Genomic DNA, 23563 nt, shown 5'->3' on the forward strand with positions numbered 1-23563 from the left:
ATTGATTTGCGTATAATGACCGATTGACTGGACGCAAACTAGCTTACGAAGATTCCGAAAAATGTTATAAACTCAAAATAATTCAGCACTTTAGCATCAATCCAACAAGTCACCCGAAAGCGCAGCGCCCTAAAGGTGCGGCACTTTGAACCAACGGCACCCCACATAAAATCCATACATTACATACAATATGACACCCTCAGCCCAGAAACGTATTCAGCACCATAGCGTTAGACAGCTCATGCAGCGCCTCACGTAGGGCTTCGCGGGTGATCGGCCCGCCAAGACCCACGCGGATCTGCTCTTTCGGCGCCCCAAGCACAGTAAATGCGTCCGAGGGCATCAAGCCGATCTGCCGCCGCGCCATGCGCGCCACCACATCCGCGCGCGAGGTCCCATCGGGCAGGGTCAGCCACAGGTTAAACGCGTTTTCCGAGGACAGATATTCGAAATCCCCCAGCACCTCGGCGGCCAGCGCCTGCCGCGCTGCGCTTTCAGAACGGATAAAGCGGCGGATGCTATCGGCGGTGCCGTCCTCAATCCATTGGGTGGTCAGCGCAATCGACAGGGGCGAGGGCATCACCGACAGCGCCCTGATCGCCTGCGCCAGATGCATCGCGCAGCGTGCTGTGGGCGCAATCGTATAGGCCAGCCGCAACCCCGCCCCGATGCACTTGGCCAAGCCGCCGATGTGCCACGTCAACTCTGGTGCAGACAGAGCAATCGGCGCGGGCGCTTTGGCGGGGATAAAGCCGTATGCGTCGTCCTCGATCAGGAACAGTTTGTGCTTCAGCATCACCTCGGCAATCGCCTCGCGCCGGTGGGCGGGCACGGTCAGGGTGGTGGGATTCTGCAAGGTCGGGTTCAGGTACAACGCCTTGGGCCGGTGCAGCGCGATTGCCTCGGCCAGTGCCTCGGGGATGACGCCGTCGCCATCCATCGCAACCCCGATCAAGGTCACGCCGAACCGCGCCGCCACGTTGCGCACACCGGGATAGGTGATCGCTTCGCACAGAACCACATCGCTAGGCTTGGTGATGATCGAGAAGATCGCCGCCATCGTCGCATGCGCCCCCGGCGTCACCGCCACACGATCCAGCGCGGGCGTCAAACCACGCATCGACAACCAACTGGACGCCGCGACCTTGTCCCGCTCGGCCCCGACGGGGGACTGGTAGCGCAACAGATCAATCAGGTTGGCCGAGACAAGCCCAAGCCCCGCCTCCATCTTGCGCAGCAATTCGGGGTCCGTGGGTTCGGGCGCCATGTTCATGGACAAATCCGCTTCACTGGACCGCGCCGGATCGGGCCGGTGTGCCGCTACATTGCCCCGCACAAAAGTGCCGCGCCCCACATGGCTTTCCACAAGCCCGCGGGCCTGCGCCTCGGAATACGCGCGGGAGACGGTGGTGAAATCGATCCCCAAAGCCTCGGCCAGTTTGCGCTGGGGCGGCAGGCGCATCCCGTCCTTCAACCGCCCGTCCGCGAGATCGCGAGCGATGGCATCGGCGATAGCAAGATAGCGCGGCTTGCCGCTTTCAAGGGATTGGGGCGTCCAATTCATTGGGGCTTCCTTCATGGCGTCTGCCTGCCCCTTTAGCGCGGCTTTGCAATTCAATGAAGCACCAATTGTATGGAAGCTTTCACTGCTGCCGTTCTTGGATCCGTGTCTGATATCGCCAGATAACCCCGAAAAAAGCGTCGTTCGGCCGCTTTGGCGCGCACTCGTAGCGCGAAACCAAAAGAAAAAGGCACGCATCATTGTATGCAAAGCACCTAGCGATTTTGCACCAACAATTTGAGGGGCCAGACGTCATCCAACGCATGGGCCAAAGGCTGGAGAGCCGCTGGCCCCACTACAACCTTAAGGCGCTTGACAGGTGGCCATTTGCCCTCATACCAATTCATGGAAACGTTTCCATACGTATTTGGAGGAGGAATACGATGAAAACCGCACGGATGAACCGGCTGTTTGGACAGTCCGGCAACTGCTTTGACGTGGCCATCGATCATGGGATGTTTAACGAACGCTCGTTTCTGGGCGGGATCGAGAATATGGCCACGGCGGTTGATATCGTCGCCAATGCCGCCCCTGATGCGATCCAATTGCCGCCGGGTACTGCGCCGCTGCTGCAATCACGAAAGGGCAAGGACCGCCCCGCTTTGGTCCTGCGTACCGACATCGCCAATGTCTACGGCACGCCCCTGCCCCGCGTCCTGTTTTCCGAGCTGATCGACAAGCCCGTCGAACAGGCCGTGCGTCTGGATGCGGCCTGCGTGGTGGTGAACCTGCTTAGCCTGCCGGACCAGCCCGAGGTCTATCGCGCCTGCATTCGCAACATCAACGCGCTGAAACATGTGTGCGATCTGGCCTCGATGCCGCTGATGGTCGAGCCGCTGGTCATGCAGGACAACTCCAAAGGCGGTTATATGGTTGATGGCGATCTGGAACAGATCCTGCCGCTGGTTCGTCAGGCGGTTGAACTGGGTGCCGACATCATCAAGGCCGACCCTTGTGACGACGTGAGCCAGTACCACAAAGTCATCGAAATCGCGCAGGACATTCCGGTTCTGGTGCGCGGCGGGGGCAAGGTCTCGGACCAGGAAATCCTGACCCGCACCAAGGCACTGATGGAGCAAGGTGCCCGCGGCATCGTCTATGGCCGCAACGTGATCCATCATGAAAAGCCCGCCGCGATGACCCGCGCGCTGATGGCCATCGTCCATGACAATGCCAGCGTCGCGCAGGCGCTTGAGATGGTGCAGCAGGCATGAAAACCATCCGCTTCGGCATCATCGGCTGCGGACTGATGGGGCGCGAATTTGCCTCGGCCGCGGCCCGCTGGATGCATCTGACCGACACCAAGGCCCGCCCCGAAATCATCGGGGTCTGCGACAAGAACGAAGCCCTGATGGGCTGGTTCACCACTCATCTGCCATCGGTCACGCAGACCACCACCGATTTCCGCGATCTGCTGGCCAACCCCGAAATCGACGCGATCTATTGCGCCGTACCCCATGTGCTGCACGCCGACATCTATCCGCAGATCGTCGCGGCGGGGAAACACCTGCTGGGGGAAAAGCCTTTCGGCATGGACCGTGCGCAGAATGAGGCGATTGATGCCGCTATTGCTGCGCGTCCCGATGTGCTGGTGCGCTGCTCATCGGAAATGCCCTATTTTCCGGGGGCGCAGAAGGTCATCGACTTTGTCCGCTCGGGCGCGGTGGGCAATGTGCTAGAGGTCGAGGCGGCCTTTTTGCACTCGTCCGATATCAACCCCGACAAGGTGATCAACTGGAAGCGCGACGTGAACGTGAACGGCGCCTATGGCTGTATGGGCGATCTGGGGATGCATGTGTGCCACGTGCCCCTGCGCCTTGGCTGGAGGCCGGATCGCGTGCATGCCAGTCTGGTCAAACAGATCACCCAGCGTCCCGACGGCAAAGGCGGCATGGCCCCGTGCGAGACATGGGACAACGCCACGATCACCGGCAATGTCCCGTCCGAGAACGGAAATTTCCCGCTGGTCCTGAAGACGTGGCGCATCGCGCCCGGTGAATCCAATACATGGTCGCTGCGGGTGCTGGGGATGAACGGCTCGGCCTTTTTCACGACCAAATCGCCGCGCCAGTGGCAGTTCATGCAGTATGAGGCGGGCGGTCGTCAGACTTGGCAGGTCGAGGATCTTGGCTATCAGTCTCTGTTCGGCTCGATCACCGGCGGGATATTCGAGTTCGGCTTTGCAGACGCGATCCAGCAAATGTGGGCGGCCTTTGTGGATGAGCTGGCAGGCGGCGACGCGGGCGGATTTCACTGCGCCACCCCGTCCGAGGCCCGCGCCCACCACAACATCCTGACGGCGGCATTGGCATCGGGGACCAGCGGACAAGTTGTGCCGGTGGACTATGCGCGATGAAACGCTCTGCCATGAACGCGGCCATCCGCGCCGCCGAGGAAACGCTGGCCGCGCACAGGTGGGCCTTGCCCGCTTGGGCAGGTTGGAGCCCGCAGGATCACCGCGATAACTCCGATCTTAGCGCTTGGCTGCGTGACCGGCAGTTAGGCTGGGACGTCACCGACTTTGGCCAAGGGGATTTCGCCGCCCGTGGTCTGACCCTGTTTTGCGTGCGCAATGGCGGGCAAGGACCGGATGAGCGGCCCTATGCGGAAAAGCTGCTGTTTGTCGGCGTGGGTCAGGAAACCCCCTTTCACGCCCATAAAATAAAGCTGGAGGACATCATCGTGCGCGGTGGCGGCACCCTGTGCGTTGAATTCTCTCGGCAAGGGGCGGTGCTGGACGGCACCCCCGATGAGGTCCGCATCGATGGCGTCCCATCCCCGATCTATGACCGCATCCACCGCCTGACCGCCGGTCAAAGCATCACCGTTCCGCGCGGCGTACAGCACCGGTTCTGGGGCGAGGATGCGCCGGTGTTTGTCGGTGAGGTCAGCCAATGCAACGACGATTTCGGGGACAACTATTTCCTTGAACCGCTGGGGCGCTTTACCGCCATAGACGAGGACGCCCCCGCCCATCGCCTCTGCTGGAACGAAGCGCCATGAGTGCGCAGCGGCAAGGCATCATCTGCGCGGGCAACTGGATCTTGGACCTGATCCACGACATCCCCTATTGGCCGCAGAAATCGGACCTGATCGAGATCGCCTCGCAGACGGCGGGGATCGGGGGCGGGGCGGGCAATGTCTCGCTTGATCTGGCGGCGCTGAAGGTCGGCTATCCGGTGATCCCGATGGGCTGCGTGGGCGACGACGCCTATGGCGAAACGGTCCTGCAAATCTGCCGCGCGGCGGGTTTGTGGGTGGATTACATGCAAGTCATCGCTGGCACGCCAACCGCCCATACCCATGTGATGAACATCCCCGGCGACAGCCGGACGTTCTTTTATTCCGGCGGCGTCAATGATCTGCTGGACGAAGGGCATTTCCCCGTCACTGGCATTTCCGGTGCTGACCCCAAGATCTTCTACTTAGGCTATCTGAACCTGCTGCCTCGGCTGGACCACGTTGACCCAACCGGCACCACCGGCGCGGCGCGGCTGCTGGCGCGGGCGCGGGCGGCAGGGATGATGACCTGCGTCGATCTGGTCTCGACCCAAAGCGAAAGCTACGCGCAGACGGTCAAGGCCACCTTGCCGGAAATCGACTGGCTGTTCCTGAACGAGGTTGAGGCCGCCCGCGCCACCGGCATCACGGCTACGGATGAGGCTGACCGCGACAGCCTGTTGCGTGCCGCAGACGCGCTGCTGGCCTCTGGCCTGCGCCAAGGCTGCGTGATCCACAGCCCGCGCCTGTCCTTGTGGCGGACCCGCACTGCCACGGTCTGGCGCGACTTTGACCCGCTGCCCAAGGACCAGATCAAAAGCGCGGTCGGCGCGGGCGATGCCTTTGCCACCGGCATCCTGCATGGCCTGCACGAAGGCTGGCCGCCTCAGGACTGCCTTGATCTGGGCCACAAAGCGGCCTGTGCCTGTCTGCGCCTTCCCACCGCCTCGGGCGGGTTGCCGCCCTTGCAGGATTTGTAGATCGGAGACCAGAGATGATACCCGCAAGCACGTTCCAGCCGGTCGACACTGCCACCCAGTCCACCTTGATCTGGCCAGACGGTAGCCTGAGCCTGCAACGGCGCGGCGCGATGATACGGGATCTGACCCTGCGCACCGAAGACGGCTCTATCGTGCGCCCTCTGCACACCGCCCCTTGGGTCGGCACGCCCGAGGCCGACGGGCTGACCGGATTGATGCAAGGGCTTAGCGGCGAATGGCCCTGCGTGCCTTTCGGCGTGGCCCATGACGGATTGCCTGCGGAATGGACGGCTCCAAGCGGTTGGGAAGATCCCTTTGCCCACGGCTACGGGGCGCATCATGACTGGGACATCGCGGTGACGCCGGACAGCATTGAGGCACAGATCGACTATCCCGCAGATCACCCGATCCAATCGCTGCGCCGTCGTCTAACCCCCAGCAAACACGGCATCACAATCGAACTATGGGTGCAGCCACGCCGTGATTGCCGCCTGCCGATCGGCCTGCATCCGGTCTTTTCCCTGTCCTCCAAACCCCAAAGCACCGAGGTGATCGTGCACAGGGCCAACCAAGTCTGGTCACATCCGCAGGTGTCCAGCGACGATCCCACACCGGCCCGCGACAATGCCCGCTCAGCCAGTCTTGAGACAATCCAAAGCTTTCACAGCAGCCCGCTGGATTTCAGCCGCCTGCCCCGTCTTGAGCAAAGCGAAACGCGGCTTTTGGCCTTGGGATGCGACGGGCGCGTCACATTGCGCGACCGCGGGTCGGGCATCCAGCGGCATCTGGACTTTGACCCCGAGCAGTTCCCCTTTGTGATGCTGTGGGTGTCGAACCAAGGGCGCGCGGCGGCGCCTTGGTCGCGGCGGCATCTGGCCTTGGGGGTCGAGCCTGTGCGCGCGGCCTTCGATCTGGGCACCGCAACCTCGGCGCAGGCAAACCCGCTATCCGCCACCGGACAGGATACTACCTTTGACCTGCGGGCGGATCAGCCGTTCTACACCCGTTACGCGATCTCGGTCTCATCGGGCGCGGCAGGGCCAGTGGATTCACGCTGACGCAAGGCGACCGGCAGAACTGTGTCTTTGGCCACCGCATCGCTTGGGGCGCGGATCATCTCTAGCAATGCGGCAATCGCCTCATCCGCGATCCGGTCAATGGGCTGTGCGATGGTGGTCAGCGCGGGAAAGACATAGGACGCCAGCGGCGTGTCATCAAAGCCCGCAACGGACAGCTGCGATGGAATGTCGATCCCCATGGCGCGGGCGGCATGCATGATCCCGATGGCCGCAATATCGCTGGTGCCGACGATGCCCGTTGGCCGGTCGGCCCGATCCAGCAACTGCCGCGCCAATGCGGCGCAATCCTGCACCGTGTGATCCGGTCCCAGCATAACCGTCGGCGCGGGCAATCCCTGCGCCGCGCAAGCCTGCACCGCACCCGCAGCGCGGGCCTGCACGGGTGGCGACTGAGCCGGTGCGCCAAGTACCGCGATCCGCTCATGGCCCAAGTCGATCAGATGCTTGGCCGCAAGCTGCCCACCGCCAAAGTGATCTGCCCGCACCGACGTGGCCGCCGGATCATCCAAGGACCGGTCCAGCGCAACAATCGGCACGCCCGCCTGCCGCAACTTGTCAAAGGCTTGGGGCTGATCGCCCACCGGCACGACCAAAAGCCCGTCGATCTGCTGTGCCAGCAACATGCGGACATATTCGGCCTCATGCTGGCTGTCTTCGGCTGTGGAACAGATCAAGGTCTGATAGCCTTGATCAAACAACCGCCGCTCTAGCCGATGCGACAGACGCGCAAAGAAATCCACCTTGATCGAGGGCACCAGCAGCCCGATCAGATTGCTGCGCCCGCTGCGCATGACACGTGCACCGGCGTTCGGGCGGTAATCCAGTTCGGCAATCGCTTGCTCGACCCGCTTTCGGGTCGCCTCCGAGACATAGCCGCTGTTGTTGATGACCCGCGACACAGTCGAGATTCCGGCCCCTGACAGTCGGGCAATATCTTTGATTGAGGCCATTGGGTTCCTCGACTTGGGTCTTTGGCGCAGCTTACCGGTCTGCTCTGTGCAATACCACTTTCGAAAAGGCCAGCTTTGCCGCAGGGGCGTAGGCAAAAAGGCTGCCTCCGGAGAGCAGAGGCAGCCTTGGAATTCGCACGAAACGGGATGCCGCTTAGGCAGTGGCCCCCATCATCAGCCGCACGATTTCCTCATCGTTGGTCTCGGCAGGGCGGCGTTCGCCGCCAACCACACCACGGGCCAGAACGATAATCCGGTCCGCCGCCGCAAAGATATCCGGCAGGTTGTGCGAGATCAGGATGATCCCCACGCCCTGCTCTTTCAGGCGGTGGATCAGAGCCATCACCTCGCGCTGTTCCGGCACGCCAAGGGCGGCTGTCGGCTCGTCCATGATGACCAGTTTGGCCTTCCAGTGGATGGCGCGGGCAATGGCAATCGCCTGCCGCTGTCCGCCCGACAGATCGCGCACTGGCGCGGAAGGATCGGGGACAACGATGCCCAAACCTTTCATCACCTCTGCCGCGTCTTTGCGCATCTGGGCCCGATCCAGAAAGGTGAACCCCATCACGGATTTGGTCTTTTCGCGCCCCAGATAGAGGTTCAGACCCGGATCAAGGTTATCGGCCAGCGACAGATCCTGATAGATCGTCTCGATCCCCGCGTTCCGCACCCCTTCGGGGGACTGGCCAGTCAGCAGGTTGCCGTCAAAGTAAACCTCGCCCTCGGTCGGCGTATACACCCCAGAGATCATCTTGATCACTGTGGACTTACCCGCCCCGTTGTCGCCTGCCAGAACCACGCATTCGCCAGCGTTGACCTCAAAGTTGACGTTGCTGACAGCCTCGTTGCCGCCGAACCGCTTTTTCAGCCCTTTGACTTGCAGAAGTGCGCTCATACCCGGCCTCCTGTCAGCTTGCTTTTCGACTGATCCACCAGAACCGCGACGATGATCACCAGACCCACGGCCACGAACTGCCAATAGGGGGGCAAGCCGGTAAAGACCAAGCCGAACTGGATCACGGCGATGATGATCGCGCCGATGACGGTGCCGATGATCGTGCCCTGACCGCCTGTCAGCGACGCGCCACCGATAAAGACTGCGGCCACGGCGTATAGCAGGATCGGCTCGCCCGCGTTGGCAGCGCCAGCCGAGAAACGGCCCGTGTAGACCAGCCCGCCGATGCCCGCCGTCACGGCCGAGATGACGAACAGCTTGATCAGCAGCTTGTTCACATCCACACCCGCCCGCTCGACCGAGGCGCGGTTGGCCCCCAGCGCATAGGTATGCACGCCGAATTTGGTGTAGGTCAGCAAATAATGACAGCCGACCGCCAGAACGATGGCCACCACGACGGGGATCGGAACCCCCAGCAGATCGCCATTACCAAAGGCCCGCGCCTCGTCGCTGCGGATCGAGACAGTGGCCCCGCCCGCAACAATCAGTGCCGCGCCGCGCGCCACGCCATAGGTGCCAAGGGTGCCGATGAAACTGGGCACATCCAGCTTGGCCACAAGCCAGCCGTTGACCAGACCGACCACAATCGCGGCCCCCACCCCGACCAGCATGGCAAGGATCACCGCCAAGAGCCCTGCATCGGGACCAGCGGCGCGGATAACCAAGGCCATGACAACCGCTGAAAGCCCCGTGGTGAACCCGATCGACAGGTCGATGTGACCGGCCACAATGACCAGCGTCAGCCCCAGCGCCAATAGCAGGATCTGCGAGGACGCCACCGCGATCGACTGAAGGTTATAGGCGCGGAACAAGAAGGTATTTCCTGCTTCAAGCTGCGCGTAAATCTCGAAAAAGCCCAGGATCAGAACCAGAAACAGCCATGACCAGGCGTTTAGGAGGGACCTCAGTAATGAGGTCCCAGTTTTTTGTGTCTTGCTCACCAGTTCTACTCACTCGGAATAGATGAACTTGGCGATGTTCTCGTCGCCCACGTTGTCGGCGGTGATGACGGTAAAGCCGGTCCCGATCGAGGTCGGCACGGATTCACCAGTCAGAACGGCATAGGCCGCCATGACGCCGAAATAGCCGATCTCAGCGGGGTGCTGCGCGATGGCCGCGTCCACCAGACCCGACGAGATGTTGTCGACGATGCTTTGCGGAGCATCAAAGGCAATCACGGTCACGTCGTCGGCTTTGCCAGCGCCTTCAACACCGTTGCCCGCGCCCAAGGCCGAGAACAGGTTGGCCCCGAACACGCCTTTGACATCGGGGTTCCGTGCCAGAACCGCAGCGAACTGCGATGCGGCCAGAGACGAGTCATTCTCGTTGTACTGGGTCTCAAGGACGGTGACGTTGGGATAGTTCTCGGCCATCTCGGCCTTGAAGCCCTCTTCGCGCTGGTCCGTGGTCGAAATGCCCGGACGGACGTTCGATACATAGACTTGCCCTTCACCGCCGATGGCTTCGGCCATGTAACGGGCCGCCATACGGCCACCGCCGGTGTTGTCCGAGGCGATATAGGACATCGGGAAATCCCCATCGCCCGAGCCGGTCTGGTATTTGCCGTCGTCAATAAAGGTATCGACGGTCACAACCGTGATGCCCTGATCATGGGCGCGGCGCAGGGGCTCGATCATCTGGGTGGTGTCGGTGGGCGCGATCAGGATCGCGTCAGGCCCACGGGCGATGACCGCATCCAGAACGGGGGTTTGCAGAACCGGATCAAATTCTTCCGCGCCCTGAAAATCCACGGTGATGCCAAGCGCCTGCGCCGCTGCTTGGGCCCCGCGGTTCATGGTGATGTAGAAAGCGTCGGTCGTCAGACCGGGCACCAGAGTGATGTTAATGTCTTTTGCGTCTTCGGCATGAACTGCGCCGACCAGACCCGATAGCCCCATGACGGCGGCCAGTGCGGTCGTCTTGAAATAATTGAGCATACAAAGCTCCTCCCTTAATTGCGCAGCACCCCTCCTGATGCTGCCAAATGTGACGCGCAGCCTTTTGGGTCGCGGCACTCAGACGTTGTCTGTAAATATATGTTTGCGCATCCGGCGCTGATCGCACAAGAATAAAATGTCAGAAATAAATTTCACGGGGCCGCAAATGACAGAACGCTTAAAAAACACAGGGCTTATGAATCGCACGTTGATTCATACGGCGGCCCGACTGCACTACATTGACGGCCTGCCGCAGGTCGAAGTGGCCCGCAGAATGGAGATGTCGACCGCCAGCGTGTCCCGATTACTGACCCGCGCACGGGAAGAAGGCATCGTCCGATTCGAGGTCCCGCCCCTTGAAGAGCTTGCGAACGAACATGACGCGGTGGCCCGTGCGCTTGGCCTCAAACAGATCCGCGCGATTGAAACGGGGCACCCGCCTGCCCTGTCGGTAGCCGTGGGCAAGCTGATCCAAGACGCGAACCTTGATGCCAATCCGGTGGTCGCCATCGGCTGGGGCCGCGCCATGCAAAGCGTGGTCACCCACGGCCTGCCTGCGCTGGCGAATGCAACGGTCGTCCCTGCGACGGGCGGCATGAACCAGACCCAGTCACACTTTCAAATCAACGAGTTTGCCCGCACCACAGCCGAGCAAATGGGCGGTCAGGCCAAGCTGCTGTTCGCCCCTGCCCGCCCCAGCCCCGAGCTGTACACCCAACTGGTGCGCACCCCAGAAATCGCCGAGGTCATGGCCCTGTGGGAACGCGTGGATGTGACGGTGACGGGCATTGGGAACTACGTGGATGCCTCGACCAGTCACGGTCCGGGCTTCTTGCCGGAACAGGCCAGCCGCGTGGTTGGCGACGTGGTGCGCCAGTACTTCGACATCGACGGCACCCCCATCGAATGGCCCAACCAAAGTTACCAAATGGGCATGAGCCGCCAGCAGCTGCGCCGCGTTCCCTTGGCGATTGGCGTCTGCGTCGGGGCCGACAAGGTTGATCCGATCATCGGCGCGGCGCGGGCGGGCTTGATTAACACTCTGGTCACAGATGCGCGCACCATCGCCTTGGTCGAGGCAAAGCTGGATGTGTCAGAAGCCGAATGAAAACAAGGGCCAACCACGTCTTGAAATATCTTTCGGAAATTAATTGTTGAACGGCGATTTCGGAATCGCTAACCCTCTATGCAAGCCAGCATTCAGGCGCGCCTTTCGGCGCGCCAAAAACCATAGAGGAAAGCGAATTATGACAGCGCAAATGACGACGGCTGAACGGCGCGGCTACCAGCAGATCTGCTCGGACAACGGTTTTATGATGGTGGTCGCCTGCGATCAGCGGGGCGGAATGCGCAAAGTGCTGGCCGATACGCCCGAAGCCCAAGCCGCGATTGGCGTGGATATTCTGGGGCAAACCAAAGCGGACATTACGAAATTTCTTGCGAACAAAGCCACTTGCGTGCTGCTGGATGCCACCTGCGCCGTACCGGCTGTGGTGGATGACGGTGTTCTGGCCCGTGACACGGGCCTCCTGATTGGCCTCGACGATTCCGGCTGGGACATCGATGAAAACGGCTACCGCAAGTCGATCCTGACCCCAGGGATCACCGCCCGCCGTGTACGCGAATTGGGCGGCACGGGGGCCAAGCTGATGGTCTATCTGCGCCCCGATCTGCCCGAAGCCAATGCCTACAACGTCCAGATCATCCGCGACTGCGTTGCCGATTTTGCCGCCGAAGACCTGCTGCTGGTGGTCGAGATTCTGACCTATCAGGTCGATGGGGAATCCGACACTGACTACAAAGCCGCCTTCCCCGACCTGATCGTCGGCTGTGCGCGGATGGCGCTTGAGGTTGGCTCGAAGGTGCTGAAACTGCCCTACCCCGGCACGCCTGAAGCCTGCGCCGAGATCACTGCCCTGTGTCAGGGCGTGCCGTGGGCCGTTCTATCCGCTGGGGTGGATCATGAGACCTTCGTGACGCAGGTCCAGACCGCCATGGACAACGGCGCATCGGGCGTCATCGCGGGGCGGTCCCTGTGGAAAGACTGCATTTCACTGGACCGTAAGGTGTCCGAAGAGCGCCTTGAAAAGATCGCAAGCGCCCGCCTTGCCGAGATCTTTACCATTCTGAACGCACATGCAGACAAAGCCTGAGACAGCCATCGGACTGGACGTCGGCGGCACGCGCATCCGTGCCGCCCGCATCGAGCGTTGCGGCCACATGCGAGCGCGACTGGCCGAACCTGTTGCCCGTGATCGCGCAGCGTTTGTGGCTCAGGTCGTGCGCCTGATCGAGGCGGTGCGCGATGGGTCCACCTGCGCCGTCGGGATCGGTCTGCCGGGCCGCATCGCCGGTGTGACGGGCGGCGTTCATTCCGCCGGTTATCTGGACATTGCCGGATTGGACTTGGCTGGCGTGGTCACTGAACAGACCGGCCTGCCCTGCCGTATCGGCAATGATGCCGCAATGGCTCTAGTCGCAGAGGCGCAGGGCATGGCCGGTCTGGTCGCTATGATCACAATCGGAACCGGTGTCGGCGGCGCGCTATTGTTGGACGGGCGGCCCTTTTACGGCAGCAATTTCGCGGGCCAGTTCGGTCATATGGTCGTCGATCACGAAGGCCCCTTGTGCAAATGCGGGCAGCGCGGCTGCATTGAGACTTTCTGCGCTGGACCCGCCTTGGGCGCACTGATCACCAAAGGCGGCTTGCCGGAAACGACCAAGGCCGAAGACCTGCTGGATGCCACTGACGCGGGCGACGAGGCCGCCGCAGAACTGGTCAAAGCATGGGCAAGCCCCATGACCCGCGCCCTGCAATCCCTGATTGCAGTGGTCGATCCGGCCTGTATCATTCTAGGGGGCGGGCTGGGTCACGACATGGCGCGGGCGCTGGGTCATTTGCCCAAGGCAGGCACTTGGTTTGATCGTCCTGTTGTCGCGGCACGGATGGGCGATGATGCGGGCACCATCGGCGCGGGCCTAGCCGGTTTTCTGGCCGTTGGCCCCACATAAGGCAGACCCGATCATGAGACAGGCAGTTTTGATCAACGGGGTTCCCGCCAGCGGCAAATCCACCATCATGGCCGATCTGGTCCCTTTGCTGCATAAGGCGGGGCTTTGCGCCGTGCCGCTTGGGTTGGACACCGTGAAAGAGGGGCTGTTCGCTCAACTAGGCACCGGCGACCGAGAGTATAACCGGATGCTTGGCCGTGGCAGCTATCATGCGATTTTCAACTCGATCGCCGCCTTTCCCGACCAGCTGCTGCCGGTGATCGACGCATGGCACGGGTTCCAACCGCCCGAGGTCCTGCAAGCCCACCTGAAACGGGCGCGGATCGACCGCGTGGTCGAGGTTTGGGTGCAGATCGCGCCCCAAACCGCCGCCGACCGCTACCGCGCCCGCAGTCAGCAGCGGCATGCAGGCCACCTGCCCGCCTCATACGCGGATGAGCTGTTCACGCTGGCCCAAACCGCCAAACCGACGGGCTTCGGGCCGGTCATCACCGTGAACGGCCAAGCGGCCCTGTCAGCGGCCGAAGCCCACCAGATCATAGATATTTTAACTTCCTGAACCTGCCACCCCGGCGATTGACCGGCTTTCCTCATTGAAAGGACACCCCATGAAAGGACTGGATAAAGGCCCGATACTTGTCACCGGCGCGACCGGCGGCATCGGCGGCGCGATTGTGCGCCAACTGACCGAGGCAGGCGCCGACGTCATCGCAAACGGTCGCAACACCGAGGGCCTTGAAGCGCTGGCCACGGAGACCGGATGCCGCACGCTGGCGTTCGATCTGGAATCCGAAGACCAGATCCGAGACGCGCTAGAGGGTCTGGACCTGTGGGGCGTGGTGAACTGCGGCGGCTTCGGCGGCGAGATTGCCACCCCGATGGAGACCGACATCACCGTCTTTGACAAGGTCATCGCAATCAACGCGCGGGGCGCGCTTTTGGTGACCAAATACGCCTCGCAGTCGATGATCCGATTGGGCAAGGGCGGCGCGATCGTCAATGTCTCAAGTCAGGCATCACTGGTGGGCTTGCGCGGGCATATCTCTTACGGCTCATCCAAGGCGGCGCTGGACAATATCACCCGCGTCTCCGCGATGGAGCTTGGACCCTACGGCATCCGCGTCAACAGCGTGAACCCGACCGTGGTTATGACGCCCATGTCCGCATGGTACTGGGGCCGCCCTGAAATCGAAAAGCCGTTCCTGGACACCATGCCCCTGCAAAAATGGGCTACCGAAGACGATATCGCTGCGCCGGTGGTCTTTCTGCTGTCGGACGGGGCCGCGATGATTTCGGGCGTCAGCCTGCCGATTGATGGCGGCTTCACCGCAGTCTGAATAGAAAAGGCGGCACCGGTTTGACCCGTGCCGCCCTTTGTCCCGACCTAAGGCCGATGGCCTCACGCTACATTAAAGCTGTAGTCGGGGGCCTTTGCGGGGGCAGTATTCGCAGCACTGGGCTTTTCAAGGTCAAACGTGACCATCTCAACCTTTGGCTTTTCAGCGGTTTGGTCATTGGCCGCATCATCCGTATGCTCAACGGCAAGAGGCGCCAGATCATCAATGGCCTCTGCGTCCGTAGTTTTGAAGAACTGCACCGCCTCGGCCAAAGCCTGCGCCTGATAGGACAGCTCAACCGCCGCCGCAGACATTTCCTCAGAGGCCGCGCCATTGCCTTGGGTTACAACATCCAGATCACGGATCGAGCGGTTGATCTCGTTCGAGCCTTCCGACAAGCGGCGCGAGGCATCGCTGATCTCTGTGACCAGATCGGACGTCCGCTCGATATCAGGGACCAGATCCGCCAGCACCTTGCCTGCGGTGACCGCCGATTTCACCGTGCTGACCGAAAGCTCCGAGATTTCCGAGGCCGCCTTCTGGCTGATCTCGGCAAGCTTGCGCACCTCTGAGGCCACAACCGCGAAACCGCGACCATGCTCGCCTGCGCGGGCAGCCTCAACGGCGGCGTTCAGGGCCAGAAGGTCGGTCTGACGCGAGATTTCATGCACCACCATGATCCGTTCCGCGATACGTTTCATGTCGTCCACCGCAGCGGCTACGGCCTTGCCGGTCTCGGCCGCGCTAGAAGCGGACTTGCGGGCGATATCTTCGGTCAGATTGGCGTTCTTGGAGGCGTCTGCAATGCTAGTGGCCATCTCTTCGACCGAGGCCGACACACTTTCCGAGGTTCCGGCCTGCTGCGCGGCCCCCGATGCCAGATCCTCTGAAGTTGAGGCCATCTGGTTCGCACCGGACGCCACATTCCGCGCAACCTCGGTCATCTGACCCACGGTTTCGCGCAGGCGTAGGACCATGTCATTCTGGGCGATCAGCAGATCTCCGATCTCATCATTGCGATTGAAGGTGGCCAGTTCGCGAAGGTCCCCTTGCGCCACGCGCTTGGCCAGCGCCAGCGCCTTGCCCATCGCACGGTTAAAGGATGTAAGGATCATAAAGGCGGCAAAGATACCAAAGGCCCCGACCAGCGCCGCAGCGGCCAGCGAATACTGCGTCAGGTCGGTCTGCGCCTCTTCGGCGTGATCAACCGCGGCCACCATTTCCGCCGTCATGCTGTCGCTCAGATCTTCGACAAGGTCGAAAATCCGCATGATGACGATCTTGGCATCGCTATGGAAAACGACGTTCGCGTTCTCGCCGTCGCCTGCAAGCTCAAGATCGGTCGCCCGCTTGTTCGCCTGAACCAGCGCATTGTGCTGATCCGCGATTTGCGCCAGCAGCTCTTTGCTGTCGCCCGTCGAGCGGTCCGCAAGCGCGTTGATCTGTTCCAACAGCGCGGCGCTGCGGCTGTCTACTTGCTCGACCAGATGGGGAATGCGTGCGGGGTGATCATTGACCAGCGAGATCAGAACCTCGGCGACCATCGTGCGGATGGCGGACTCTTCTTCCGCGATCCCCTGCACGGCCATCAAATCCGGCGTGTCCACATGAACGATTTGCCTGAATTCACCAGTGACATTCTGAAACCGCACAAGCGACAGACCGATCACCGCCCCCAACATCAGAAATATAACCGAAAATACTGCGATAAACTTTGCTTTGATCGTGAAACGCATAGGTCCTCCTTACCGATCACTACTGCCAAACCCTCACCCATTCGTATTTTGGAATTTATTTGTCGGAGGCTGTATTGCGGGTGTCCCTAAATCCCACGCAATTTTCCACGACTCTTCCATGAATCGGGGTTACGGCAGAAAATGGAACCAAGGAACCGGGGCTAACCCAACGCCCCTTGCACATATACAAAGTGGGTTTTGCTTTCGGGATTGGTGCCAAATAGCTTTGTGTTTCCACATGCTTACGCAGAAAGTGCAGTAAAATAAGGCAAAAGTGACGTAGCGACAGTCTGGTTTTCAGGGCGCTTGGGGCGTGGAACCGGCGTCTTTCGCCTTATCCGGTTCCATTCGAAAGCAAGCCGAAAATATATTCGATGGGCCGCATATCTTTATTTCCGAGGCACCGAGAATCGCGCAGCCGCGATGGAGCCGGAACAATTGGAAGTGCATATTTCAAAACAGCCGCTGCTGTTGTCCCGGCGGGTCGCGCAAGACTGAAAGCACGCGGCCATACACTTCAGTCCTGAGGAAAAAACATCGACGCAGATGCACAGAAGGCTCGGCAATTCGCCCGTCCCAACAGCGATGCACTAACCACCCGATGCCGTCAGCCCCAGCCAGTAGCGCGTGTATCGGCGCTCGCCAGTGCGGGTGAGGGCGCCAATCTCGACAAGGTCTTGCAGATCCCTCGTTGCGGTCGCCCGCGATGTGCCTGTGATTGAGATATACTTCTCTGCGCTTAAGCCACCTTTGAACCCGTCCGGACCTTCGCGGAACATCCGCGCAATCACCTTGGCTTGGCGGTCATTTAGCTGATCACGATGCCGGTCGTAGAAATGCGCCTTGGCAATGAAAAAGCCGACGCGGTTCAAGGTGATCTGCTGCGCTTCCAGCACGGCCTCGGCGAACCAGACAAGCCACGCCGTGACATCCAGCGTTTTCTGATACCGCTCAAGCTGATCGTAATAGTCCTTCCGCTTTCGCTCGATTGTGAAGGCCAAGGCGATCAGACTGGGCTGACCGATGTTTTGCGCCAGAGATTTTTCTGCCAAGGCCCGACCCAAGCGACCATTGCCGTCCTCAAATGGATGGATGGTTTCGAAATAAAGATGGCTAAGGCCCGCGCGGGTCAGTGCTGGCAAGGGCGCGTCACCCCCCGGCCCGCTCTGATTGAACCAGTCCACATAACGGTTCATTTCCGCCTGAACCTGTTCCGACGGCGGGGCCTCAAAATGCACGACAGGGCGATCCACGCGCCCCGAGACGATCTGCATCGCGTCTTCGTGCCGCCGGTACGCGCCGACCGCCTCTAGCCGTTTGTCGAAAGACAACAGCATGTCATGCCACCGAAACAGCGTGTCATGCCCAAGCGCTGCGGCAAAGGTCGAGTAGACATCAACCATCATTTCGGCCACCCCTTGCTCGCGGGGTTTGTGCGGATAGCTGTCCGGTTCCAACCCGAGGTGCCGGCGGAGAGAGGATTGAACACTAAGCCGGTCCAGCATTTCGCCTTCAATGGCGCTGGTCTTCATGGCCTCATCGCTGAGCAGATCAATGCGGAACTGGTCGCGCTCGGTCGGATTTACATGGTGAACAGCCCCAAGCACCTCGCCCGACGACATCAGAAATCGCTGTTCAAGCGGTGCCAATGCTGCCGCATCATACCGAAATTCAGGCCAGCCGGATATCTGCCAGTTCCATGCCATGAGTTATAGGACCTCTTTCTATAACTCATAACTAGATCATTTTTGAGGTATAAGAGTCAATTCTATGCCTCAAAGCACCCTGACGACTGCTAGACCGCCCTGTCCCGCGCGATGGATCGCGGCAAGGACATCTTAAACCCCCGCCAGAATGGCGCGGGCGCGCAGGCGGACGGGTTCGTCCACCATCTCGCCATCCACGCGGGCGGCGCCTTCGCTGGCGGCCAGAACGCGGGTGGCCCATGCGATCTGCGCGGCATCTGGACGGAAAGCCTGCGTTGCGGGGGCGATTTGGGCGGGGTGGATGCAGAGCTTGCCGCTCATCCCCAGCGCTTTGGCGCGGGCCGCATCAGCGGTCACGGTGGCGGGATCGTCAATGCGGGTGGTCACGCCATCCAGCGGACCCGCCAACCCGCCAAGACGGGCGGCCAGAACCAGTTCAGAGCGGGCGGTGAGCAGAGCCTCGGGCGTGTGATCGCACCCCAGATCAGCGCAGTAATCGACCGAGCCGAAGGCCAGACGGACCACCCCTGCGGTCTGCGCAATGGCGCGGGCGTTTGCCATGCCCAAGGCGGTCTCGATCAAGGCGACCAAGGGTTTGCCAGTGGTTTCAGAGATGCGGCGCAGGGTTTCGGGGTCTTCGGCTTTGGGCACCATGACGGCGGCGCAGTCCAGCGCGGCGACAGCGGCGCAGTCGTCCTTGTGCCAAGGGGTGCCTGTGGCGTTGATCCGGACGATGACCGGACAGTCGAAACCGGCGCTTAAGTTCGCGCGGGCGGCGTCTTTGTCATCGGGCAAAACCGCGTCTTCAAGGTCCAGAATAATCGCATCCGCACCCGAGGCCGCCGCCTTGGCAAAGCGGTCAGGGCGGGTTGCTGGCACAAACAGGGCGGTGCGCAAGGCGTCCAGCGTTACCATGAGGCTGTCGCCTCCATCGCGACGGGACCACCCGTGCGGTTGGTCCAGAGCAGCAGATCGTCGCCGTCCTCATCGGCGTTGATGTAGAAATCATCGGTGTCGAAGATGGGCGAGAGGCTGCGGAAGCGGAAGCTGGCAGGCACGCTGCCACGCACATCGGCGGCCAGTTGCGCCAGAAGCGTGGCCTGCATCGGGCCGTGGATGATCAGACCGGGATAGCCTTCGGTCCGCGTGGTGTGCGGGTTGTCATAGTGGATGCGGTGGCCGTTAAACGTCAGCGCCGAGTAGCGAAACAAAAGTGGGGCCGAGGCGATGATGCCCCGCGACACATGCCCCTTGGGCGCAGTCTCGCCTTCGGGGACCGTGGCAGATGAGATGTCGCGATAGACGATGTCCTGCCGTTCCGTCACGGCCAGCGTGTCGCCGCTGGAAATCCGGTGTTCCACGGTGACGAAACATAGGGTGCCAGAGCGGCCCTCTTTCACCACCACATCCAGAATCTCGGACTGGCGCGTGACCGTATCACCGATGCGGATGGGGGCGTGGAAACTGAAGGCTCCGCCAGCCCACATCCGGCGGGGCAGCGGAACGGGGGGCAGAAAGCCGCCCCGTGCGGGGTGGCCATCGGGGCCAAGCTCTGCCGTGGGCACGGCGGGTTGGCACAGGCACAAGTGGATCAGCAAAGGGGCCTTAGCCCCAAGGGTCAGATCAGAGGTCCGGTCGAAGGTCGCGTTGAAGCGCTGCACTTGTGATGGGGTCAGCAATTCGGACTGGGTTTCCGTGCGGCCAATCCATTGGCGCAGGTGGGAAAGATCAACGCTCATCTTGGGTGTCCTTGATCGGGGTCAGCGCAGGGACCGCGCCAAAGCTGCGGGCGGCACCGTCAAACAACGCGGCAGGCGCAGGATAGCTGACCGGCCCGTTGGGCGTATCCACGGTGACGCGGCGCAGGTGGGGATGTTCAGACAGACCCTGCATGTCATTGACCGAGGCAAAGGCCACATTCACCGCCTCTAGGGCGGCAATCGCCTCGGCCTTGGTGCGGGTGGCGAACCCTTGGGCGACGGCGTCATCGACCTCAGTCCGGTTGGCGACGCGGTCCACATTGCGGGCATAGCGCGGGTCCGTGCCCAGTTCGGGGCGGTTCATGAACCCATCGCACAGCATCCGCCATTCGCGGTCGCTTTGCACCGCCAGCAGCACCTGCGCCCCGTCCCTTGCGGTGAACACGCCATATGGCGCGATCGAGGGGTGCGCCATGCCCATCCGGCGCGGCGACTTTCCCCCCTGATGGTTCAAGAGCGGCACGGTCAGCCAATCGGCCAGCACGTCGAACATCGAGACCGAGATCGCCGTCCCCTGCCCCGTGATCCCGCGCTGAATCAGCGCCTCAAGGATTGCCGCATAGGACGTGGCACCCGTGGCAATATCGACGATTGAGATACCGACCCGCGCGGCCTCGGACGGGCCGCCGGTGATGGAACACAGACCGGATTCCGCCTGGATCAGCAGATCATAGGCCTTGCGGTCGGCCATCGGGCCAGCCTCGCCATAGCCCGAGATTGAACAGGTAATGAGGCGCGGATAATCGCGGCGTAGACGGTCAACGCCAAAGCCCAACCGCGCCAGTGCGCCGACCTTGAGGTTTTGCAGCAGCACGTCTGCATCCTCAAGAAGCGCGGCCAGTTCGGCCTTGCCCGCATCGCTGGCCAGATCCAGCGTTACCGAGGTTTTCCCCCTGTTCAGCCAGACAAAGTAACTGGACTGCCCGTTCGCCACATCGTCATAGCCACGGGCGAAATCGCCTTCGGGGCGTTCGATCTTGATCACCTCGGCCCCTGCATCGGCCAGACGGCAAGAGGCAAAAGGCGCGGCCACGGCCTGTTCGATGGCCACGACCTTGACCCCCTTGAGGGGCTGCATCACGGCCTCCATCAGAACGACCTCGGCAGGCCGAGGATGTGCTCGGCTACGTAAGACAGGATCAGGTTGGTCGAGATCGGCGCCACTTGATACAGGCGCGTTTCACGGAACTTGCGCTCAATGTCGTATTCGCAGGCAAAGCCAAAGCCGCCGTGGAATTGCAGACAGGCGTTCGCCGCCTCCCAACTGGCTTTGGCGGCAAGGTACTTGGCCATGTTCGCCTCTGCCCCGCAAGGCTGGCCGGCGTCGAACAACTGACACGCTTTGTAGCGCATGAGGTTGGCGGCCTCGACCTCGATAAAGGCTTCGGCGATGGGGAACTGAACCCCTTGGTTCTGACCGATGGGGCGGCCGAAGACATGGCGCTCGCTGACGTATTTGGTCACGCGGTCGGTAAACCAGTAGCCATCCCCGATGCATTCGGCGGCGATCAGGGTGCGTTCAGCATTCAGGCCGGTGAGGATGTATTTGAACCCCTGCCCCTCTTCACCGATCAGGTTGTCGGCGGGGATTTCCAGATTGTCGAAGAACAGCTCATTCGTTTCGTGGTTCACCATGTTCAGGATCGGACGCACGGACATGCCCGACTGCATGGCTTGTTTCACGTCCACGAGGAAAATCGACAGCCCTTCGGACTTTTTCTTCACCTCGGCCAAGGGAGTGGTGCGGGCCAGCAAGATCATCAGGTCTGAATGCTGCACACGGCTGATCCACACCTTTTGCCCGTTGATCACATAGCGATCGCCTTTGCGCACGGCGGTGGTTTTCAGCTGGGTGGTGTCGGTGCCGGTGGTCGGCTCGGTCACGCCCATGGACTGAAGGCGCAGCTCGCCGCTGGCGATCTTGGGCAGATAGGCCTGTTTTTGCGCCTCGGACCCATGCCGGATCAAAGTGTTCATGTTGTACATCTGCCCATGACACGCGCCAGAGTTCCCGCCCGCGCGGTTGATCTCTTCCATGATGACGCTGGCCTCGGTCAGACCAAGACCCGAGCCGCCATATTCCTCGGGGATCAGGGCGGCCATCCAGCCTGCGCGGGTCAGGGCATCGACGAACTCTTCAGGGTAGGTGCGGGCCTCATCAATCTTGCGATGGTACTCGTCAGGGAATTCGGCGCACAGGGCGCGAACCGCATCGCGGATGTCCTGAAATTCGTCATTGGCGGGCTGGTACATGGGAATCCTCATTGGCCTGCTGTGGCGTTCAGTCGGTTATGGCCCACCGGCATGATATATTTCCAATATATGATTTGCCTGATCCCTATATCAAAAATATATACCCTCTATCCGCGACAGGAGGCCCCGATGGATTTCAGGCAGCTCAGATATTTTCAGGCCATCGTGGAAGAGGGATCGTTTTCCCGCGCGGCCAGCCGGTTGAACATCGCGCAACCGGCCCTGTCCCTGCACGTCCGCCGGATGGAAGAGGACATCGGCGCCCCCCTCTTGCTGCGCGGCCCCCACGGCGTCACCCCGACCGAAGCGGGCGAGGTTCTGGCCCGGCGTGCGGCAGCTTTGTTGGCTGACCTCGCCCAAACCCGAGAGGAACTTCGATCCTTAGGGCATGAGCCCACAGGAACCGTGCGGCTGGGGTTGCCCGGCACGATCAGCAATCTGATCTCGGTTCCGGTGATCGCGGGCAGCCAAGCGCAGTTCCCCAAGATCAAGATCATCGTTGCCGAAGCCATGAGCGGCTATGTCCGTGAATGGCTACTGGACGGGCGGATCGAACTGGCGGTGGTCTATACGGAACTGCGGGATGCCGGAGTGCGCTCGGAACCGCTGCTGCACGAAGATCTGGTGGTCTTTGCCCCAGCGGGAACTGACGCGGATTTAGATGCGCAAACCCTGCTGGCCAAGATGCCCCTGATCCTGCCCACCGGATCGCACGGGCTGCGCAAGATGCTGGACGACCGGCTGCGCGGCATGGACATCCCCGTTGATCCCGCGATTGAGGTGGACAGCTTTGCCAACATCAAGCGGCTGGTGCGCGACGGGTACGGATGCTCGGTCCTGCCATTGCACGCCGTTCAGGCCGAGGCGGCAGAGGGCGCTGTCACCCTGCACCCCTTCGGCGGCGCGGGGCTGCGCCGCACGGTCTATCTGGCCTATAGCACATCACGCCCATTGGGTCGGGCGGCGGCAGCCATTGGCGCTCTGCTGCGGGAATTGGCCGTGGACATGGTGCAGAAGGGCCAGTGGGCTGGGGCCGAACTTGCCGAATAACGGCGCAGGATCGTTTCCCCAACCTGTTCAGTCTGGATTGGGCCTTTGGCGGGTCGTTTGACCACGGTTCAAAAAATCACACACCTCAGAATCTTACTGAATTTCAGTGCACATTCTGACCACATATATGCACTTACTTTGGTGTGTCTTGGCGTGGCCCGATTTCTCGTAAAAAGTGGCCCTGATATCCGCTGATCGCACACACTGCAAAAATAGCCCGTCTATGAGCTGCGGAACAGTGAAAACG

General features: G+C 61.4%; 22 protein-coding genes. 11 read left to right on the forward strand and 11 right to left on the reverse strand.

The window, feature by feature from the left end; genetic code table 11:
* Positions 1-199: 199 nt before the first annotated feature.
* On the reverse strand, positions 200-1564 hold the full coding sequence (locus CLV74_RS18730) for an aminotransferase-like domain-containing protein (RefSeq protein WP_245888609.1): 1365 nt from the start codon (positions 1562-1564) through the stop codon (positions 200-202).
* Positions 1565-1944: 380 nt separating this feature from the next.
* Between CLV74_RS18730 and CLV74_RS18735 the strand changes: the two genes are divergently transcribed.
* Genes CLV74_RS18735 through CLV74_RS18755 form a run of 5 tightly spaced genes read left to right on the forward strand, consistent with a single transcriptional unit; the run spans position 1945 to position 6599 of the window.
* Positions 1945-2775: a class I fructose-bisphosphate aldolase gene (locus tag CLV74_RS18735; RefSeq protein WP_106267860.1), complete on the forward strand. Its 831-nt coding sequence runs from the start codon at positions 1945-1947 to the stop codon at positions 2773-2775.
* Complete coding sequence (locus CLV74_RS18740) at positions 2772-3917, forward strand: Gfo/Idh/MocA family protein (protein ID WP_106267862.1); 1146 nt, start codon at positions 2772-2774, stop codon at positions 3915-3917. Before CLV74_RS18735 ends, CLV74_RS18740 begins: the two co-directional genes overlap by 4 nt.
* Entirely contained in the window at positions 3914-4564 is a 651-nt protein-coding gene (locus CLV74_RS18745) for a D-lyxose/D-mannose family sugar isomerase (RefSeq protein WP_106267864.1), read from the forward strand. Before CLV74_RS18740 ends, CLV74_RS18745 begins: the two co-directional genes overlap by 4 nt.
* Complete coding sequence (locus tag CLV74_RS18750; RefSeq protein WP_106267866.1) at positions 4561-5541, forward strand: carbohydrate kinase family protein; 981 nt, start codon at positions 4561-4563, stop codon at positions 5539-5541. The genes CLV74_RS18745 and CLV74_RS18750 overlap by 4 nt, the downstream gene beginning before the upstream one ends.
* A gap of 14 nt (positions 5542-5555) precedes the next feature.
* Positions 5556-6599: an aldose epimerase family protein gene (locus CLV74_RS18755; protein ID WP_106267868.1), complete on the forward strand. Its 1044-nt coding sequence runs from the start codon at positions 5556-5558 to the stop codon at positions 6597-6599.
* Here CLV74_RS18755 and CLV74_RS18760 read toward each other — a convergent pair.
* The 4 genes from CLV74_RS18760 to CLV74_RS18775 form a co-directional block, all read right to left on the reverse strand.
* A complete protein-coding gene (locus CLV74_RS18760) occupies positions 6548-7570 on the reverse strand; it encodes a LacI family DNA-binding transcriptional regulator (RefSeq protein WP_106267870.1) in 1023 nt (340 codons plus the stop codon). The genes CLV74_RS18755 and CLV74_RS18760 overlap by 52 nt on opposite strands.
* A 154-nt stretch (positions 7571-7724) precedes the next feature.
* On the reverse strand, positions 7725-8465 hold the full coding sequence (locus tag CLV74_RS18765; RefSeq protein ID WP_106267871.1) for an ATP-binding cassette domain-containing protein: 741 nt from the start codon (positions 8463-8465) through the stop codon (positions 7725-7727).
* Positions 8462-9466, reverse strand: coding sequence for an ABC transporter permease (locus CLV74_RS18770; protein ID WP_245888610.1), 1005 nt, complete (start codon positions 9464-9466; stop codon positions 8462-8464). Before CLV74_RS18770 ends, CLV74_RS18765 begins: the two co-directional genes overlap by 4 nt.
* 9 nt (positions 9467-9475) lie before the next feature.
* Positions 9476-10462, reverse strand: coding sequence for an ABC transporter substrate-binding protein (locus CLV74_RS18775; RefSeq protein WP_106267873.1), 987 nt, complete (start codon positions 10460-10462; stop codon positions 9476-9478).
* A gap of 196 nt (positions 10463-10658) precedes the next feature.
* Between CLV74_RS18775 and CLV74_RS18780 the strand changes: the two genes are divergently transcribed.
* The 5 genes from CLV74_RS18780 to CLV74_RS18800 all read left to right on the forward strand — a co-directional run bounded on the left by CLV74_RS18780 (position 10659) and on the right by CLV74_RS18800 (position 14811).
* On the forward strand, positions 10659-11570 hold the full coding sequence (locus tag CLV74_RS18780; RefSeq protein WP_245888611.1) for a sugar-binding transcriptional regulator: 912 nt from the start codon (positions 10659-10661) through the stop codon (positions 11568-11570).
* Positions 11571-11709: 139 nt separating this feature from the next.
* Positions 11710-12615 (forward strand): tagatose-bisphosphate aldolase, encoded by a 906-nt coding sequence (locus CLV74_RS18785; RefSeq protein WP_106267876.1) that lies wholly within the window; start codon positions 11710-11712, stop codon positions 12613-12615.
* The gene (locus CLV74_RS18790; protein WP_106267878.1) at positions 12599-13474 is read left to right on the forward strand and encodes an ROK family protein; all 876 of its coding nucleotides are present in this window, start codon (positions 12599-12601) and stop codon (positions 13472-13474) included. Before CLV74_RS18785 ends, CLV74_RS18790 begins: the two co-directional genes overlap by 17 nt.
* Before the next feature lie 13 nt (positions 13475-13487).
* Positions 13488-14033, forward strand: coding sequence for an AAA family ATPase (locus CLV74_RS18795; RefSeq protein WP_106267880.1), 546 nt, complete (start codon positions 13488-13490; stop codon positions 14031-14033).
* A 49-nt stretch (positions 14034-14082) separates the two neighbouring features.
* On the forward strand, positions 14083-14811 hold the full coding sequence (locus CLV74_RS18800) for an SDR family oxidoreductase (protein WP_106267882.1): 729 nt from the start codon (positions 14083-14085) through the stop codon (positions 14809-14811).
* A gap of 62 nt (positions 14812-14873) precedes the next feature.
* Here the strand turns inward: CLV74_RS18800 and CLV74_RS18805 are convergent, their stop codons facing one another.
* The 6 genes from CLV74_RS18805 to CLV74_RS18830 form a co-directional block, all read right to left on the reverse strand.
* Entirely contained in the window at positions 14874-16547 is a 1674-nt protein-coding gene (locus CLV74_RS18805) for a methyl-accepting chemotaxis protein (RefSeq protein ID WP_106267884.1), read from the reverse strand.
* A gap of 590 nt (positions 16548-17137) precedes the next feature.
* A complete protein-coding gene (locus tag CLV74_RS18810) occupies positions 17138-18253 on the reverse strand; it encodes a Fic family protein (RefSeq protein WP_106267886.1) in 1116 nt (371 codons plus the stop codon).
* Between the two features lie 132 nt (positions 18254-18385).
* Positions 18386-19168 (reverse strand): HpcH/HpaI aldolase/citrate lyase family protein, encoded by a 783-nt coding sequence (locus CLV74_RS18815; RefSeq protein ID WP_106267889.1) that lies wholly within the window; start codon positions 19166-19168, stop codon positions 18386-18388.
* A complete protein-coding gene (locus CLV74_RS18820; protein ID WP_106267891.1) occupies positions 19162-19992 on the reverse strand; it encodes an HTD2 family dehydratase in 831 nt (276 codons plus the stop codon). Before CLV74_RS18820 ends, CLV74_RS18815 begins: the two co-directional genes overlap by 7 nt.
* Entirely contained in the window at positions 19982-21091 is a 1110-nt protein-coding gene (locus CLV74_RS18825) for a CaiB/BaiF CoA transferase family protein (protein WP_106267942.1), read from the reverse strand. The genes CLV74_RS18820 and CLV74_RS18825 overlap by 11 nt, the downstream gene beginning before the upstream one ends.
* A gap of 11 nt (positions 21092-21102) precedes the next feature.
* Positions 21103-22266 (reverse strand): acyl-CoA dehydrogenase family protein, encoded by a 1164-nt coding sequence (locus tag CLV74_RS18830; RefSeq protein ID WP_106267893.1) that lies wholly within the window; start codon positions 22264-22266, stop codon positions 21103-21105.
* A gap of 129 nt (positions 22267-22395) precedes the next feature.
* On the opposite strand from CLV74_RS18830, the gene CLV74_RS22610 reads away from it, so the two are divergent.
* Entirely contained in the window at positions 22396-23316 is a 921-nt protein-coding gene (locus CLV74_RS22610; RefSeq protein WP_170108106.1) for a LysR family transcriptional regulator, read from the forward strand.
* The last annotated feature ends 247 nt before the right edge of the window (positions 23317-23563 follow it).

This window comes from Donghicola tyrosinivorans (genome assembly GCF_003003355.1).
Classification (GTDB): domain Bacteria; phylum Pseudomonadota; class Alphaproteobacteria; order Rhodobacterales; family Rhodobacteraceae; genus Donghicola; species Donghicola tyrosinivorans.

Coding starts and splice junctions, on each gene's coding strand:
- CLV74_RS18730 (WP_245888609.1), bottom strand. CDS start 1,564: ATGAATTGGACGCCCCAATCCCTTGAAAGCGGCAAGCCGCGCTATCTT.
- CLV74_RS18735 (WP_106267860.1), top strand. CDS start 1,945: ATGAAAACCGCACGGATGAACCGGCTGTTTGGACAGTCCGGCAACTGC.
- CLV74_RS18740 (WP_106267862.1), top strand. CDS start 2,772: ATGAAAACCATCCGCTTCGGCATCATCGGCTGCGGACTGATGGGGCGC.
- CLV74_RS18745 (WP_106267864.1), top strand. CDS start 3,914: ATGAAACGCTCTGCCATGAACGCGGCCATCCGCGCCGCCGAGGAAACG.
- CLV74_RS18750 (WP_106267866.1), top strand. CDS start 4,561: ATGAGTGCGCAGCGGCAAGGCATCATCTGCGCGGGCAACTGGATCTTG.
- CLV74_RS18755 (WP_106267868.1), top strand. CDS start 5,556: ATGATACCCGCAAGCACGTTCCAGCCGGTCGACACTGCCACCCAGTCC.
- CLV74_RS18760 (WP_106267870.1), bottom strand. CDS start 7,570: ATGGCCTCAATCAAAGATATTGCCCGACTGTCAGGGGCCGGAATCTCG.
- CLV74_RS18765 (WP_106267871.1), bottom strand. CDS start 8,465: ATGAGCGCACTTCTGCAAGTCAAAGGGCTGAAAAAGCGGTTCGGCGGC.
- CLV74_RS18775 (WP_106267873.1), bottom strand. CDS start 10,462: ATGCTCAATTATTTCAAGACGACCGCACTGGCCGCCGTCATGGGGCTA.
- CLV74_RS18780 (WP_245888611.1), top strand. CDS start 10,659: ATGAATCGCACGTTGATTCATACGGCGGCCCGACTGCACTACATTGAC.
- CLV74_RS18785 (WP_106267876.1), top strand. CDS start 11,710: ATGACAGCGCAAATGACGACGGCTGAACGGCGCGGCTACCAGCAGATC.
- CLV74_RS18790 (WP_106267878.1), top strand. CDS start 12,599: ATGCAGACAAAGCCTGAGACAGCCATCGGACTGGACGTCGGCGGCACG.
- CLV74_RS18795 (WP_106267880.1), top strand. CDS start 13,488: ATGAGACAGGCAGTTTTGATCAACGGGGTTCCCGCCAGCGGCAAATCC.
- CLV74_RS18800 (WP_106267882.1), top strand. CDS start 14,083: ATGAAAGGACTGGATAAAGGCCCGATACTTGTCACCGGCGCGACCGGC.
- CLV74_RS18805 (WP_106267884.1), bottom strand. CDS start 16,547: ATGCGTTTCACGATCAAAGCAAAGTTTATCGCAGTATTTTCGGTTATA.
- CLV74_RS18810 (WP_106267886.1), bottom strand. CDS start 18,253: ATGGCATGGAACTGGCAGATATCCGGCTGGCCTGAATTTCGGTATGAT.
- CLV74_RS18815 (WP_106267889.1), bottom strand. CDS start 19,168: ATGGTAACGCTGGACGCCTTGCGCACCGCCCTGTTTGTGCCAGCAACC.
- CLV74_RS18820 (WP_106267891.1), bottom strand. CDS start 19,992: ATGAGCGTTGATCTTTCCCACCTGCGCCAATGGATTGGCCGCACGGAA.
- CLV74_RS18825 (WP_106267942.1), bottom strand. CDS start 21,091: ATGCAGCCCCTCAAGGGGGTCAAGGTCGTGGCCATCGAACAGGCCGTG.
- CLV74_RS18830 (WP_106267893.1), bottom strand. CDS start 22,266: ATGTACCAGCCCGCCAATGACGAATTTCAGGACATCCGCGATGCGGTT.
- CLV74_RS22610 (WP_170108106.1), top strand. CDS start 22,396: ATGGATTTCAGGCAGCTCAGATATTTTCAGGCCATCGTGGAAGAGGGA.